Below are 14,847 nucleotides of genomic sequence, written 5' to 3' on the forward strand. Positions count from 1 at the left end.
CATGCTGCGGGGGGAGCAGGTGGAGCGGGAGGAGCAGGTGCATCCGACCTTGGACGACGGCACGGTCGCGGCCCTGTCCGAGGTGGTCGGCGGTCCGATGGGCTCGCGTGCCGGCCGGCACTGGTGGTGGACCCCGGTCCGGGTGCTGCTGCTGCTCACCGCCGTCACCTTCGCCCTCGGGATGGTCACGAAGGTCTCCTGCGTGGAGTCGGACTGGCAGGACAACACCGAGCGCTTCTCCCACATGTGCTACTCCGACATGCCCTACCTCTACCAGGGTCGCGGCCTGGCGGACCTGGCCTGGCCCTACACCGACGACGCCGAGGTCCGCGCCCAGTACGAGGTGATGGAGTACCCGGTGGGCATCTCCTACTGGGCCTGGGGCACCGCGTACGTCACCCACTGGCTGAGCGGCTCACCGGACCTCGACGATCCCGGCCGCGACCGGGTCGCGGAGGGCACGTTCTACGTCGCCGTCAACGCGATCGGGCTGGCCCTGGTGGCGCTGCTGTCCACCGCGCTGCTGGCCGGGGTCAACCGTCGCCGGCCCTGGGACGCGGCGGGCTTCGCGCTCGCCCCGGCCCTGGCCCTGACCGGCCTGGTGAACTGGGACCTGCTGGCCGTGGTCTTCGTCGCCGGTGCACTGTGGGCCTGGGCCCGGGAGCGCCCGGTGCTCACCGGGGTGATGATCGGGCTGGGCACGGCGGTGAAGCTGTTCCCGCTGCTGCTGCTCGGCGGCATCTTCGTGCTCTGCCTGCGGCGCCGACGCTGGGCCCAGCTGGTCGCCACGACCAGCGGTGCGGTGCTGGCCTGGGTGGTGGCCAACGTCCCGGCGCTGCTGACCGGCCCCGAGGAGTGGAAGCGCTTCTGGAGCTTCAACTCCGAGCGGACCGCCGACCTCGGCTCGGTGTGGCTGTTCCTGCAGCAGGGGCCGCTGGCCGACACCCAGCTCAACCCGACCACCGGGGTCAGCGAGCGGGTGGACCACTTCTTCACCGCCGACACCATCAACCAGTTCTCCTGGCTGTTCCTGCTGGTGTGGTGCCTGGCCGTGCTGGTGATCGGTCTCAAGGCCCCGCAGGCTCCCCGGCTGGCGCAGCTGGGCTTCCTGGTGGTGGCCGGCTTCCTGCTCATCAACAAGGTCTACTCACCGCAGTACGTGCTGTGGCTGCTCCCGCTCGCGGTGATGGCCCGCCCCCGGTGGCGCGACCTGCTGATCTGGCAGGCCGGCGAGCTGCTCTACTTCGCCTCGGTGTGGTGGTACCTCGGGGACTTCCTCGCTCCCGGTGACGGCGGCCCGGTGGTCTTCTACTGGATCGCCATCGGACTGCGGATGCTCGCCGAGCTCTACCTGGTGGTGCTCGTGGTGCGCGACGTGCTGCGGCCCGAGCACGACCCGGTGGACCGGGAGCCCTGGGACCTGCCGGACCTCCCCGACTCCGGCGAGCCTCAGGCCACGACGACGCGGTCGAACGTGGTGGCGGTGTAGCGCACCCGCACCTCGATCTCGTCGCCCACCGCGGGCACCCTGGCCCCGGACGGCAGGAAGAGCATCGATGCCTGCATGTGCGGCGGCTCGGCGAAGAGCCGCTGCTTGCCGTCGATCGAGTACGGCGAGCGCACGAAGCCGACCGCGTCGAGACCGCCTCGGGCCAAGGTCGCGGCCCGCGACTTCAACGACTGGTCGCCGGTCGGCGCCTCCAGGCCGATGCCGTGGGCGGTGCCGCCGCTGACCACCAGCAGGTGCCCGGACTTGGGGGCGGTCCGCGAGCGGTAGCCGAACACGTCGCCGCGCTCCACCGCGTGCACGTCGAGCACGGTCGCGGTCACCGTCAGCGCCTGGCGGTCGCCGAGCCACAGGTCGGTGCCGATCCGCGGCCGGATCTCGAAGTCGGCGTACGACGCCCGGAGCCGTTCCAGCTCCTCGGGGGTGAGGTGGCTGACCCAGATGGTGCGGGTGGGCAGCCCGGCGGCCACCACGTCGGTGAGCAGCCGCTGGACCTGGCTCAGGTGCGAGCCCTGGGCCAGGGGCAGGTGCAGGGCCACGCCCTCGAGCCGCCCGCGATCGGTGAGACCGCCGAGGCTGCGCAGCCCACGGGGCGTCATGCCGTGCCGCAGCATCGAGGTGACCAGCTCCAGGACGTAGCGCGCCCCCGGGTCGCGGGTCAGCAGCGCTGCCAGGTCCTCGGGTCGGCTGACGGTGTGGATGACCCGGCCCGCCAGGGCGGGGTCGACGTCGAGCGCCGCCCCGAAGGGCCGCCACGGCGTCAGGACCAGCAGGTCGCCGGTGAAGCGCGAGGCCACCTCGGCGAGCTCGTGGTAGGTGCCGACCGCGAGGGTGTCGGCGCCCAGCCCCTGGTCGCGGAGCCACTGGGTCTTCCGGGCCAACCGGCCCAGCCCGAAGCCGTAGCCGTTGCCCTTGGCGACCGGGACCAGCCCGGGGGTGCGCTCGGTCAGCGCTCGCAGGTGGGTACGCCAACGCTCGCCGTCGACGGTCAGGGTCAGGCTCATCCGCGCCTGCTCATGTAGACGTCGAACGCCTTGTAGAGGACCCGGTTGAGCGGAAGGTCCCACTCGCCGGCGTACTCGACGGCCTGGCCGCCGGTGCCGACCTTGAACTGGACGAGACCGACGTGGGGGTCGTCGCCGTCGAGGGTGTCGGTGATGCCGCGCATGTCGTAGACCTCGGCGCCGGCGGCGAGCGCACCGCGGATCATCGCCCACTGCACGGCGTTCGAGCCCCGGACCTCGCGCTTCTCGGTCGAGGACGCGCCGTAGGAGTACCAGGCGTGGGCGCCCACCCGGATCGAGATGGTGGCGGCCACCAGGTCGCCCTCGTGCCGGGCCAGGTGCAGCACGATGCGGTCGGGCTCCTCGGCGGAGAGGGCGTCGAACATCGTCTGGAAGTAGGCCAGCGGGCGCGGCGTGAAGTGGTCGCGCGCCGCGGTGTGCACGTAGAGGTCGTGGAAGGCGGCCAGGTCCTCGGCCAGCTCCTGGGCCGAGCCGGTGACGGCGGTGACCTCGACCCCGGACTTGTCGGCCTTCTTGATGTTGCGCCGCCACTGCTGGTTCATCCCGGCGAGCAGGTCGGCCTCCGACCGCGGCTTGCCGTCGGCGTCGACCAGCGGGAGGTGGAAGTTGTACTGCGGCTGACCGGCCGCGAAGCCGCCCTCGACGGCCTGGGGACGCCAGCCCAGCTCGTGCAGCTGGGAGACGATGCAGGCGCCGGTCTGGTTGCGCTCCAGCGGCGCCACGTCGTCGAGCCGGCGTACGGCGGGATCGGCGATGCCGTCCTTGATCTGGGCCGCGGACCAGCGGCGGGTGACCACGGGCGGGCCCATCCGTACGCCGAACGCGCCGGACTGGCGCAGGTGCGCGGTCAGCGGTGCCAGCCAGGCACCGAGCGTGCCGGTGCCCTCCTGGCAGCAGCCGTCCCAGTCGATGACCGGCCCCTCGGGCAGGTAGGCCAGGTAGCGCTTGACCTTGGGCAGCTGGCGGTAGAGCACCAGGGCCGCGCCGACCAGCCGTTCCCCGTGAAACCAACCCACGGACTCGTGCCGCCACTCCGCCTTCACCCGGCCCCAGGCCGGGGTCTGGAGGAACGAGGCGGACCGTTGGGTGCGGAGGAAGCCCAGGTGCTGACCGGGGCTGATGAGGCGCAACGTCAGGTCTGTCGTCTCGGTGGGCACGACCCGAGGCTACCCGCGACCGGTCCCGCACCCTGCACACGGCAACAGGTCACCGAGCGTTCACCCGATGGCCACCGCGCTGGGGGTGCCAGGGCCACCGGCGCTCGGTTGGCTCGAGGTCAGCGCCCTCCGGCGCCGTCGCTGAGGCGGGTGTCCTCCCGGCCCCGCCAGCGACCTGACAGAAGGGCCACACCATGTCGTCCCACTCCACCCTGCGCAACCTCGCACTGGGCGCCGCGGCACTCTCGCTCCCGGTGGCGCTGGTCGCCACCGGCGCCGATGCCCACAACCACCCCCGGCGCGCCTCGGCCTCGCCGCTGATCGAGCGGGCCGCGGCCGGCCCGGTCGACCAGCACGGAGGTGCCCGCCGGATCACCCGGGACCAGACCCAGCTGATCGCGGACGCCGTCAAGGGCTCCGCCGCCAAGAACGTCATCCTGGTCATCGGCGACGGCATGGGCGACTCCGAGATCACCGTGGCCCGCAACTACCTCAAGGGTGCCGGCGGGTTCTTCCCCGGCATCGACGCCCTCCCGCTCACCGGGCAGATGACCCACTACAGCGTCGAGCGGGAGACCGGACTCCCCGACTACACCCCCGACTCGGCCGCGACCGGCACCGCCTGGGCCACCGGGACCAAGACCTACGACAACGCGGTCAGCGTGGACCGCAACGGCACGCCGCAGCAGACCGTCCTGCAGCTCGCCAAGAAGAGCGGCCGGGCCACCGGCAACGTCAGCACCTCCGAGATCCAGGACGCCACCCCGGCGGTCCAGGTCTCGCACGTCAGCCTGCGCCGCTGCTACGGACCGGTGGCCACGACCGCGAGCTGCCCGGAGAACGCGAAGGAGAACGGCGGGCTGGGCTCGATCAGCGAGCAGCTGCTCGACACCCGCCCCGACCTGACCTTCGGAGGCGGCTCCGCCACCTTCGCCGAGGTGGCCAAGGGCGGCCGGTGGTCGGGCAAGACCCTCGCGGACCAGGCGCGGGAGCGCGGCTTTCAGTACCTCACCGACAAGGCGGGCCTGGCTTCGCTGAACCGCGCCGACCAGGAGAGGCCGGTGCTCGGCCTCTTCTCCCCGGGCAACCTGCCGGTGCGGTTCGCGCCCCTGGTGGCGACCAAGGGCGGCGCGGACCTCCCCGCCGCCACCTGCCAGCCGGAGCCGACGTCGGCCCAGGTGCCCTCGCTGCGGGAGATGACCGGCAAGGCCATCGAGCTGCTGTCGAAGAGCAGGACGGGCAGGAAGAGCGGCTTCTTCCTCCAGGTGGAGTCGGCCTCGATCGACAAGAAGGACCACGCGGCCGACCTGTGCGGCCAGATCGGGGAGACCCAGCAGCTCGACGAGGCGGTGACGAAGGCGCTCGAGTTCGCCCGCGCGGACAAGAACACCCTGGTGATCGTCACCGCCGACCACGCGCACACCTCGCTGATCGTCGACGGCGGCACGCCCGGCCTCGACGCTCGGGTGCGCACCGTGGACGGCGCCGAGATGGTCGTCGCCTACGGCACCTCGGCCACGGCTGGCGGCATGCAGCACACCGGGTCCCAGGTCCGGGTCGCCGGCTACGGGCCCGGTGCGGCCAACGTCGTGGGCCTCATCGACCAGACCGACCTGTTCTTCACCATGCGTGACGCCATGGCGGCCTGGACCCGCGCCAACCGCTAGACCCCGTCGCGGGTCAGAGCCGCGAGCGCAGCGAGGCGGCGTCGGCGACGTGCTCGTCGGCGCCGCCCGGTGTCTCCAGCACCACCGGGGCCCCGGCCTCGCGGACCACGGCGGCCAGCAGGTCGGGGTCGATCCGCCCGGCGCCGATGTTGGCGTGCCGGTCGGCGCCGGAGTCGAACTCGTCGCGGCTGTCGTTGCAGTGCACCAGGTCGATCCGGCCGGTGATGGCCAGGACGTCGGCCACCACGGTCTCCAGCGCGTTGCCGCCGGCATGGGCGTGGCAGGTGTCGAGGCAGAAGCCGACCATGTCGGCCCCCTCGGTGGACTCGATCGCGGCGAAGACGCCCGAGATCCGCTCCAGGTAGCGGGTCATCGCGTTCTCGCCCCCGGCGGTGTTCTCGATCAGCAGCGGCACCTTGAGGTCGGTGGCCTCGACCGCCTTGCGCCAGTTCTCGAAGCCGACCGCGGGGTCGTCGGCCTTGTTGACGTGACCGCCGTGCACGATCAGGCCCTTGGCGCCGATCTCTGCGGCCGCGTCCATGTGCTGCTTGAGCAGCTTGCGGCTGGGGATCCGGATCCGGTTGTTCGTCGTGGCGACGTTGATGATGTACGGCGCGTGGACGTAGAGGTCGATGCCGGCGGCCTCGGCGTCGGCACGCAGCGCGGCCGCACCTCCGGCGTACCGGACCTCGGGGCCCTTGTAGCCCTGCGGGTCGCCCAGGAAGAACTGCACCAGCCCCATCCCGCGGGCCTGGGCCTCGGCGATCGGGTCGGTCTGGTCGACGTGGGCGCCGATGGACAGGGTGCTGGCCGGACTCATGACGAGCAGTCTAGGAAGAGTCGCCGACAAGCGGCGGCGTGCCGTGCGTCAGCCGAGCATCCGGACGATCGCGGCCACGCAGCCCCCGGTCACCACCAGCGAGGTCGCCATCACCGCGAGCGGTCCCCAGGGCAGCGGACGGCGCCCGGGCCGCTCGTCGGGGGCGGGGCCCAGCCGGTCGCGGACCCACACCCCCGGCTCCGGCGGCACGTCGAGACGACCCAGCAGGGCCAGCGCCTGCTCCGCACTGGCCGGACGCGCCTCGGGGTCGTCGGCCAGCAGCCGCTCCAGCAGCGGTCGCAGCCGACCCGGGGGCAGCGGCACCTCGGCGCGGGGCCGGCGCCCGGTGAGCAGGTGCACGCCGAGCACCCCCACGGCGTACAGGTCCTGGCGGGGCTCCGGAGCGGCGCCCCGGGCCTGGTCCGGCGACATGTAGCCCTCGGTGCCGATGGCGGCCGGTGAGGTGGTGAGCCGCTCGCCCGTCAGCCTCACCGCGACCCCGAAGTCGGCGAGCCGGACGTGCAGGCTGCCGTCGGCGGTAGCCTCCAGCAGCAGGTTGGCCGGCTTGACGTCGCGGTGCACCAGCCCGGCGGCATGCACCGCGGACAGGGCGCGCAGCGTCTGGGCCAGGATCGTCGCCACGCAGCCCTCCGGCAGCGGCCCGTGCTCGGCGAGCAGCGTCTGCACCGAGCCGCCGCGGACCAGGTCCATGGTCAGCAGCACCACGTCGTCCTCGGCGGCCCAGCCGGTGGGCGCCAGCACGTGGGGGTGGCGCAGCCGGATGCCCTGCTCGCGCAGGAACCGGGCCAGCAGCGCGCCGCTGTGCTGGCCGAGCACCTTGACGGCGACCAGCTGGCCCGAGCGCAGGTCCCGGGCCCGCCACACCGAGCCCATGCCGCCGGCGCCGATCTGGTCCAGCAGCACGTAGCGCCCGGCGAGGCACGCGGCGGCTGGGGGTGCGGGCACCGACGCCACGCTAGCGAGGTGCGGTGCAGGCACGGACAACGATTCACAGGGTGGGCGGCAGCGCTGGTAACGTCCCGTTGTTCTCTGTGTGGGCTCCTCAGTAGGAGTTTCGCCAGGGAGCCGCGGCCGCAGGCCGTCCCTCGGGGCGATCCGCACGCCGCGCACGCAAGCCCTCCTGCCACGGAAAGTCCGTGGCCGCCCGAGTCCAGAGGAGGTGGAGACCGCTTTGCGTAAGTACGAAGTAATGGTCATCCTCGACCCCAGCCTTGAAGAGCGCACCATCGAGCCGTCGCTCGACAAGTACCTCAACGTCATCCGTACCGACGGTGGCACCGTGGACAACGTCGACGTCTGGGGACGTCGTCGCCTTGCCTACGAGGTCAAGAAGAACGCTGAGGGCATCTACGCCGTCATCTCGCTGTCGGCCGAGCCCGCCACGGTCAAGGAGTTCGACCGTCAGCTCACCCTCAACGAGTCCATCCTGCGCACGAAGGTCATCAAGCCCGGCAAGCGCTGAGGTTGTGGAGAAGTCCACGACCTTGTCGGTGGCATCGGCGACGATGTCCTCGGCAGACATTCGCAACACATCACAAGATGGATCAATGAGGGAGTCCTGACATGGCAGGCGAGACCGTCATCACCGTGGTCGGCAACATGGTCGACGACCCGGAGCTGCGCTTCACCCCCTCGGGTGCACCCGTGGCGAACTTCCGGATCGCGTCCACGCCGCGGACCTTCGACAAGAACTCCAACGAGTGGAAGGACGGCGACGCGCTGTTCCTCTCCTGCTCTATCTGGCGCCAGGCGGCGGAGAACGTCGCCGAGACGCTCCAGAAGGGGATGCGTGTCGTGGTGCAGGGACGGCTCAAGTCCCGTCAGTACGAAACCCGTGAGGGCGAGAAGCGCACCGTCTTCGAGATCGAGGTCGAGGAGATCGGCCCGTCCTTGAAGTACGCCACCGCGAAGGTCACCCGCACCACCCGTCAGGGTGGCGGCGGCGGCAACTTCGGTGGCGGTGGCGGTGGCGGTAACTCCGCTCCGGCCAACGACCCGTGGAGCACTCCGGCTCCGTCGCAGCCCGTACAGGGTGGCGGCGGTTACGGCGGCGGTGCTCCTCAGGGCGGCGGCCAGGGTGGCGGACAGCCTGACCCGTGGGGCGCCCCCGGCGTGGGCTCCGACGAGCCCCCGTTCTGATCCAGTCCGAATACACCCTCAACCATTCCGGCCCTGATCGGCCGGGCTTCTAGAAAGGAAGCACCACAATGGCCAAGGCAGTGATTCGCAAGCCCAAAAAGAAGGTTTGCCAGTTCTGCAAGGAGAAGGCGACTGGTGTCGATTACAAGGACACCACGCTCCTTCGCAAGTTCATCTCCGACCGCGGCAAGATTCGTGCGCGTCGCGTGACCGGCAACTGCGTGCAGCACCAGCGCGACGTCGCCATGGCGGTCAAGAACGCCCGCGAGGTCGCCCTGCTGCCCTACACCTCCACCGGTCGCTGAAAGGAGCTGGACACATGAAGCTCATCCTGACCCAGGAAGTGACCGGCCTCGGCGCTCCCGGCGACGTGGTCGAGGTCAAGGACGGCTACGGCCGTAACTACCTCGTGCCCCGTGGCGAGGCGATCCGCTGGACCCGTGGCGGCGAGAAGACCATCGAGTCGATCAAGTCCGCCCGTGCCTCGCGCGCGGTGCGCGACAACGACCACGCGGTCGAGATCAAGAACAAGCTCCAGGGCAACCCGGTCGCGCTCAAGGTGCGCTCCGGTGAGGGCGGTCGTCTCTTCGGAGCGGTCACCGCTGCCGACATCGCCGAGGCGCTGAGCGCCGCGTCGGGCGAGACCGTGGACAAGCGCACGCTTGTGCTCGGCAACCCGATCAAGGCGCTGGGCACCCACGAGGTGTCCGTCAAGCTGCACGACGAGGTCACCGCCAAGGTGACGCTCAACGTGATCCCCGCCTGACGCACGGCTTCACCCGCACCACACGCAGCACGGCCCGTCTGCCCCGCGAGGGTGCAGGCGGGCCGTTCCGCATCTCCGGGACTGGTGCTGCCCTCCCTCACGCCGGGCGGCCCTCGGCGACCCCTTTGCGGAGCTTGGCGAGCTAGGAGCGTCCCTGTGCGCCGGTCACCATCCACCGGGTGCCGGCCGCCCGGTGCAGGAGCACCACCGCACGGCTGCCCAGGAAGACCAGCACGAAGGCGCACCAGACGCCCACGGTGCCTCCCAGGTGCGCGCCGAGCAGCGCGGCGGGCAGGTACGCCGCCAGGGTGACCACGCTGGCCAGCGCCAGGTAGTTGCCGTCCCCGGCGCCGATCAGCACCCCGTCCAGCACGAAGACCACGCCGGCCACGGGCTGCCCCGCGGCGGCGACCAGCAGCACCGGGACCAGCAGGTCCCGGACGGCCGCGTCACCGGTGAACAGGTGACCGAGCACCGGCGCCACGGCCGCCAGTGCGACGGCGGTGACCAGTCCCGACCAGACGCCCCACCACACCATGCGCCGGGTCAGGGCCCGGGTGCCCGGGAGGTCACCGGCGCCCAGCGAGCGCCCGGTCAGCGCCTGGGCGGCGATGGCGATGGCGTCCAGGGCGAAGGCCAGGAAGGTCCACACCGTGAAGGCCACCTGGTGGGCCGCGACCTCCACCCCGCTCTCGGATGCGCCGGCAGCGACGGCGTACGTGCCGACCAGCAGCGAGGCGCGCAGCGCCAGGGTCCGGATCACCAGCCCGATGGCCGCGTGGGCGGCGCCGAGGATGCCCGCCCGGTCCGGGGTCAGCGGCGCGCCCTGGGCACGCGCGGCGCGGACCACCACGAACGTCAGGGCCGCGGCCGAGCCGACCTGGGCGATGACGGAGCCGATGGCCGAGCCGGCGATCCCCAACGCGGGGACCGGGCCGAACCCGAAGACCAGGACCGCGTTGGCCGCGATGTTGACCCCGTTGCCGACCACCGCGACCACCAGCGGTGTCCGGGTGTCCTGGAGGCCGCGGAGCACGCCGGTGGTGGCCAGCATGACCAGCAGCGGGGTGACGCCGAGGAAGGCGATGCGCAGATAGTCCCGGGCGTGCTCGCTGACCTCGGGACCGGTCCCGAACGCCGCCACCAGCGGTCCGGTCAGCGCCACCCCGGCCACCGTGGCCACGGTGCCGATGAGGACGGCCAGCCAGAGGCCGTCGATGCCTTGGGCCAGGGCGGCCCGCAGGTCGCCGGCGCCGAGGTGCCGGGCCACCCCCGCGGTGGTCCCGTAGGCCAGGAAGACGCAGAGCCCTACCACCGTCTGCAGCACCACCGCGGCGATGCCGAGACCGGCGAGCTCCGCGGTGCCGAGGTGGCCGACGAAGGCGGAGTCGGCGAGCAGGAAGAGCGGCTCGGCGACCAGGGCGAAGAACGCCGGAACCGCGAGGCGGAGGATCTCCCGATCGGCCTTCTGCACGTGCGCGAGTCTAGGGAGCAGGTCGCCGGCACTGACCCGTGCGGTGCCCTCAGGTCTGGGAGCCAGCCTGTGGACATCCGTGGGATAGCACAGCCGTTCGGCGTGGCGCAGACGCTTGTCGACAAAGAAACCGGCCACTCTCACATACCGAACCTTGGGGACAAGAGACTTTGGGCAAAGTTTCTATCCACAGGCTTGGGACCCCATTTGTGCAGGTCAGAGCGGGTGTGACATTGGTTGTGCCCAAGTTATGCACAGGTGGACCCCCAGTCGGTGCACAGATGCTGGGGGTTCGTGCACTGGCTGGGCCTAGTTATGCACAGGGCCTGTGGATAAGGCGCTGTCTTTGCGCTCCCACAGCGCGTACGTTTCGCGGGTCGCAGGAATGTGGGTGGTCACTCATAGCCTCCTGAGCACCGGGTCCCGGTCATCGACCTGCTTCTCCCTGGAGGTTCCATGAGCGTCGCCGAGCAGCACTCCCAGGCGCCGTCGGAGCCGTCGTACGAGGAGGACTACAACGCCTGGGGTGACGGCCCCGCGGCGTACGCCCCGGGGGAGGCGCCGCGCTCGGCCAACGACCGGACGCCGCCCCAGGACAACGCCGCCGAGCAGAGCGTGCTCGGCTCGATGCTGATCTCCAAGGACGCGATCGCCGACGTCTCCGAGGTGGTCCGGGGCATCGACTTCTACCGGCCGGCGCACGAGCTGATCCACGACGCGATCATCGACCTGTTCGGTCGCGGCGAGCCCGCCGACCCGGTCACCGTCTCGGCCGAGCTGCAGCGCCGCGGCGAGCTCCAGCGCGTCGGTGGGGCGCCGTACCTGCACACCCTCTCGGCCAACGTGCCGATCGCGGCCAACGCCTCGTACTACGGCGAGATCGTCCGGGAGAAGGCGATCCTGCGCCGCCTGGTCGAGGCCGGCACCAAGATCGTGCAGATCGGGTACGCCGGCGAGGGCCAGGTCGACGACGTGGTCGACCAGGCCCAGGCCGAGGTCTACAAGGTCACCGACAAGCGGGCCGCGGAGGACTACGCGCCGCTGAGCGACATCATGAACGGCGTCCTGGACGAGATCGAGGCGATCAGCAACCGGGAGGCCGGCCTCTACGGCGTGCCCACCGGCTTCGCGGACCTGGACGAGCTGACCAACGGTCTGCACTCGGGTCAGATGATCATCGTCGCGGCGCGACCCGCCATGGGTAAGTCGACGCTGGCCCTGGACTTCTGCCGGGCGGCCTCGATCCACAACAACATGGCCTCGGTCTTCTTCAGCCTGGAGATGACGCGCTCGGAGATCGTGATGCGCCTGCTCTCCGCGGAGGCCAAGATCGCGCTGAACCACATCCGCAACGGCAACATGCAGGAAGACGACTGGGACAAGCTCGCCAAGAAGATGGGCGAGGTCTCCGCCGCGCCGATGTACATCGACGACTCGCCCAACATGACGATGATGGAGATCCGGGCCAAGGCCCGGCGGCTGAAGCAGAAGCACGACCTGCGCCTGATCGTCATCGACTACATGCAGCTGATGAGCTCGGGCAAGAAGGTCGAGTCCCGCCAGCTCGAGGTCTCGGAGTTTTCCCGCCAGATCAAGCTGCTGGCCAAGGAGCTCGAGGTCCCGATCATCGCCCTCTCGCAGCTCAACCGTGGTCCCGAGCAGCGTGGCGACAAGAAGCCGATGATGAGCGACCTGCGTGAGTCGGGCTCGCTGGAGCAGGACGCCGACATGGTGATCCTGCTGCACCGCGAGGACGTCTACGAGAAGGAGTCGACCCGCCCCGGCGAGGCCGACCTGATCATCGCCAAGCACCGCAACGGCCCCACCCGGGACATCACAGTGGCCTTCCAGGGTCACTACTCGCGCTTCGTGGACATGGCGCACTGATCGAGCACATCGCCAGGTGTCGAGACGGCGTGGCGACGAGGCACCGGACGCGCCAACAGAAGCAGCTGTGGCGTTTACCGCATCTGCCTGGTTGTCTGTGATCCCTTACCGTGAGCCGGTGCCTGAGTTCGCTCCCTTCGGCCCGTCCACGGGCGCGCCGGCCTTGCAAGCAACAGTCCGTTGTCTCGCTGAGAGCGACGTGAGGCGCGTCGCCAGTCTCCACGCCGTGCGGGAAGGCGTACCTCTCGAGGGGGCCGTCGCCACGGTGTCGTCCTGGCTTGCGGATGATCGGCGTCTGACGCTGGTGGCCGAGCACGACCAGCAGGTCCAGGGGTACGCCAGCGCAACCTTTCTTGACGTCCATGAGGGTGACGGCTTGGGGGTGACTGGTTGGCATCTGACCGGCGTCGTGGTGAATCCCGCGGCACGCCGACGCGGGCTGGGTATGCAACTGACTTCCGCCCGACTGGACATGATCGAGGAGCGGTCCGAGACGGCGTGGTACTTCGTCAACGCCGAGAATCGTGCCTCGATCGCGCTGCACACGAAGTACGGCTTCGTAGAGCACGCCCGCGGTCCGCGGATCTGCGGGGTCGAGTTCAGCGGTGGGACGGGGATCTTGTTCCGCCTCGACTACTGAGCGAACATCCGCCCGATGAGGCTGGCCTCGTGAACATGATGAATCTGGGCGACGCCGATGGGGGACAAGCTGCACGCCAAGCGCTCCGACATCCCCACCGTGGTCGGCGACATGGCGACCGCCACCGTGCCGGGCCAGTTCTCCCTGGTCTACCTGGTGTGGAACAGCATCGGGAGCCTCCGCACCCAGGCCGAGCAGGTCGCCTGCTTCCGCAACGCCGCGCGGCACCTCGCTCCGGGCGGGCGGTTCGTGATCGAGCTGTCGGTGCCACCGCTGCGGCGTCTCCCGCCCGGCCAGGAGGCCGTGCCCTTCCACGTCGGACGTACTCACGCCGGCTTCGACACCCTCGACCTGACCACTCAGCAGGGCACCTCGCACCGCTACCGCGATCTCATGGCGCAGCTGGCCGGCATGGAGCTCGAGCGCCGCGTTGCCGAATGGAACGGCCGCCCCTTCACCGACGCCAGCGAGAGCCACGTCTCGGTCTGGCGCAAGCCTGCCTGAGCGCTGCGCGCTAAGTGCTGAGCGCTGAGGCGCGAAGTCGCTGTCAGCCGTTGACGCGCCCCGCGCGCCTCGCAATCCTGTTGTCCCAGGACTCTCCGGCGATGGGTTTGCGGTGACCACGTGATGACGACCTACTCGAGCACCAAGGAGTTCGAGGGCGCGGCCTTTGTCCAGGCGAGCTTCAAGGGCGCCACCGTGCGCTTCTCCGACGTCAGCGGGGTGACGATGCGCGGCGTCGATGTGGACGGACTCGACATCGACAGCCACGACCTCTTCTTCGGCAGCCTCTTCGTCAACGGGGTGGACGTGGTGCCGCTCGTGGAAGCCGAGCTCAACCGGCAGTTCCCCGGCCGCGAGCTGCAGCGAGCGCAGACGCCCGAAGGTCTGCGCGAGTGTTGGTCCGCTGTGCAGTCCGCGTGGCGGACGACGGTTGCGGGCACCCGACCGGACCTGGTGGACGCCCACGTTGAGGGCGAGTGGTCCCTGGCCCAGACCCTGCGGCACCTCATCCTGGCGACCGACGCCTGGCTCGGCCGCGGCATCTTGGGGACCCAGCAGCCGTTCCACGAGATCGGGCAGATCTTCACCGGGGCCGCTGAGATGGGCTTCGACACCTCGATCTTCCGCGTCGAGCCGCCGACGTACGAGGAGATCCTCGCGGTGCGAGCCGAGCGGCAGCAGCAGGTGACCGACTTCCTGGCCGCGGTCACGCCCGAGCTGCTCGCGGAGGGACGCCAGGACCCGTGGGGCGATGCTCACTGGCGCCCCAGCGTGGGGGACTGCGTTCGGGTGATCCTGGAGGAGGAGTGGGCGCACCTGCGCTACACCCGACGGGATCTCGCACTGGTGCGTTGAGCCCTACCCCGCGCATCCGTTCCATGTTGGCCAGCATCCCGAGGTTCATCTCCCGCACTCGCTCGACAGAAGGGGGCACCATGTCCTTCCAGGCCTACCTCGACGCCATCGAGAACAAGACGGGGCTCACTCCCCGCCAGCTCCTGAACATTGCGACGAGCCGCGGGTACGACGATCCGGCGGTGAAGGCGGACGTCATCCTCGACTGGTTGAAGTCTGACTACGGTCTCGGACGCGGTCATGGCATGGCGCTGGTCCACGTCATCAAGAAGGGCCCCACGATCGACGCCAAGCACGTCGGCTCCACCGGATCTCACCGCGACGAGTCCGAGACCTTGTGGCTGGACGGCCAGGCGACCAGGTAGCGCCCGTGTCGCCCCCACGG

General features: G+C 70.5%; 16 protein-coding genes. 11 read left to right on the forward strand and 5 right to left on the reverse strand.

Annotation, left to right across the window (positions count from 1 at the left end):
- Nucleotide 1: 1 nt before the first annotated feature.
- Nucleotides 2-1,489 carry a glycosyltransferase 87 family protein gene (locus C5H89_RS00290; protein ID WP_104105113.1) on the forward strand — a complete coding sequence of 496 codons (1,488 nt, stop codon included), beginning with the start codon at nucleotides 2-4 and terminating at the stop codon, nucleotides 1,487-1,489.
- Here the strand turns inward: C5H89_RS00290 and C5H89_RS00295 are convergent.
- Nucleotides 1,450-2,511: an alanine racemase gene (locus C5H89_RS00295; protein WP_104105114.1), complete on the reverse strand. Its 1,062-nt coding sequence runs from the start codon at nucleotides 2,509-2,511 to the stop codon at nucleotides 1,450-1,452. The two genes, C5H89_RS00290 and C5H89_RS00295, sit on opposite strands and share 40 nt — an antisense overlap.
- Nucleotides 2,508-3,689 (reverse strand): peptidoglycan bridge formation glycyltransferase FemA/FemB family protein, encoded by a 1,182-nt coding sequence (locus tag C5H89_RS00300; protein WP_275887087.1) that lies wholly within the window; start codon nucleotides 3,687-3,689, stop codon nucleotides 2,508-2,510. Before C5H89_RS00300 ends, C5H89_RS00295 begins: the two co-directional genes overlap by 4 nt.
- A gap of 194 nt (nucleotides 3,690-3,883) precedes the next feature.
- Here C5H89_RS00300 and phoA point away from each other — a divergent pair, with 194 nt between their 5' ends.
- The gene (gene phoA / locus C5H89_RS00305; RefSeq protein WP_104105115.1) at nucleotides 3,884-5,356 is read left to right on the forward strand and encodes an alkaline phosphatase; all 1,473 of its coding nucleotides are present in this window, start codon (nucleotides 3,884-3,886) and stop codon (nucleotides 5,354-5,356) included.
- A gap of 13 nt (nucleotides 5,357-5,369) precedes the next feature.
- On the opposite strand, the gene C5H89_RS00310 is transcribed toward phoA, so the two are convergent.
- Together C5H89_RS00310 and C5H89_RS00315 are read right to left on the reverse strand one after the other, a co-directional pair.
- A complete protein-coding gene (locus C5H89_RS00310) occupies nucleotides 5,370-6,176 on the reverse strand; it encodes a deoxyribonuclease IV (protein WP_104105116.1) in 807 nt (268 codons plus the stop codon).
- A 48-nt stretch (nucleotides 6,177-6,224) separates the two neighbouring features.
- Complete coding sequence (locus C5H89_RS00315) at nucleotides 6,225-7,142, reverse strand: serine/threonine-protein kinase (RefSeq protein ID WP_162799121.1); 918 nt, start codon at nucleotides 7,140-7,142, stop codon at nucleotides 6,225-6,227.
- Nucleotides 7,143-7,368: 226 nt separating this feature from the next.
- Here C5H89_RS00315 and rpsF point away from each other — a divergent pair, with 226 nt between their 5' ends.
- The 4 genes from rpsF to rplI all read left to right on the forward strand — a co-directional run bounded on the left by rpsF (nucleotide 7,369) and on the right by rplI (nucleotide 9,102).
- Nucleotides 7,369-7,659, forward strand: a complete 291-nt coding sequence (gene rpsF / locus C5H89_RS00320) for a 30S ribosomal protein S6 (protein ID WP_104105175.1) — start codon at nucleotides 7,369-7,371, stop codon at nucleotides 7,657-7,659.
- Between the two features lie 101 nt (nucleotides 7,660-7,760).
- Nucleotides 7,761-8,336 carry a single-stranded DNA-binding protein gene (locus C5H89_RS00325; RefSeq protein WP_104105118.1) on the forward strand — a complete coding sequence of 192 codons (576 nt, stop codon included), beginning with the start codon at nucleotides 7,761-7,763 and terminating at the stop codon, nucleotides 8,334-8,336.
- A 68-nt stretch (nucleotides 8,337-8,404) separates the two neighbouring features.
- Nucleotides 8,405-8,641, forward strand: a complete 237-nt coding sequence (rpsR, locus tag C5H89_RS00330; RefSeq protein ID WP_101525917.1) for a 30S ribosomal protein S18 — start codon at nucleotides 8,405-8,407, stop codon at nucleotides 8,639-8,641.
- 14 nt (nucleotides 8,642-8,655) lie between these two features.
- Nucleotides 8,656-9,102: a 50S ribosomal protein L9 gene (gene rplI, locus C5H89_RS00335; protein WP_101525916.1), complete on the forward strand. Its 447-nt coding sequence runs from the start codon at nucleotides 8,656-8,658 to the stop codon at nucleotides 9,100-9,102.
- Nucleotides 9,103-9,244: 142 nt separating this feature from the next.
- On the opposite strand, the gene C5H89_RS00340 is transcribed toward rplI, so the two are convergent.
- Nucleotides 9,245-10,576, reverse strand: coding sequence for an MATE family efflux transporter (locus tag C5H89_RS00340; protein WP_104105119.1), 1,332 nt, complete (start codon nucleotides 10,574-10,576; stop codon nucleotides 9,245-9,247).
- A gap of 456 nt (nucleotides 10,577-11,032) precedes the next feature.
- On the opposite strand from C5H89_RS00340, the gene dnaB reads away from it, so the two are divergent.
- The 5 genes from dnaB (at nucleotide 11,033) to C5H89_RS00365 (ending at nucleotide 14,827) form a co-directional block, all read left to right on the forward strand.
- Complete coding sequence (dnaB, locus tag C5H89_RS00345; protein ID WP_104105120.1) at nucleotides 11,033-12,463, forward strand: replicative DNA helicase; 1,431 nt, start codon at nucleotides 11,033-11,035, stop codon at nucleotides 12,461-12,463.
- A 118-nt stretch (nucleotides 12,464-12,581) separates the two neighbouring features.
- On the forward strand, nucleotides 12,582-13,103 hold the full coding sequence (locus tag C5H89_RS00350) for a GNAT family N-acetyltransferase (RefSeq protein ID WP_162799122.1): 522 nt from the start codon (nucleotides 12,582-12,584) through the stop codon (nucleotides 13,101-13,103).
- 57 nt (nucleotides 13,104-13,160) lie between these two features.
- Nucleotides 13,161-13,607, forward strand: a complete 447-nt coding sequence (locus C5H89_RS00355) for a hypothetical protein (protein WP_205304780.1) — start codon at nucleotides 13,161-13,163, stop codon at nucleotides 13,605-13,607.
- Nucleotides 13,608-13,730: 123 nt separating this feature from the next.
- The gene (locus C5H89_RS00360; RefSeq protein ID WP_104105122.1) at nucleotides 13,731-14,462 is read left to right on the forward strand and encodes a DinB family protein; all 732 of its coding nucleotides are present in this window, start codon (nucleotides 13,731-13,733) and stop codon (nucleotides 14,460-14,462) included.
- An 80-nt stretch (nucleotides 14,463-14,542) separates the two neighbouring features.
- Nucleotides 14,543-14,827 carry a DUF4287 domain-containing protein gene (locus C5H89_RS00365; protein ID WP_104105176.1) on the forward strand — a complete coding sequence of 95 codons (285 nt, stop codon included), beginning with the start codon at nucleotides 14,543-14,545 and terminating at the stop codon, nucleotides 14,825-14,827.
- The last annotated feature ends 20 nt before the right edge of the window (nucleotides 14,828-14,847 follow it).

The organism is Nocardioides sp. 616 (genome assembly GCF_002930065.1).
Lineage (GTDB): Bacteria > Actinomycetota > Actinomycetes > Propionibacteriales > Nocardioidaceae > Nocardioides > Nocardioides houyundeii.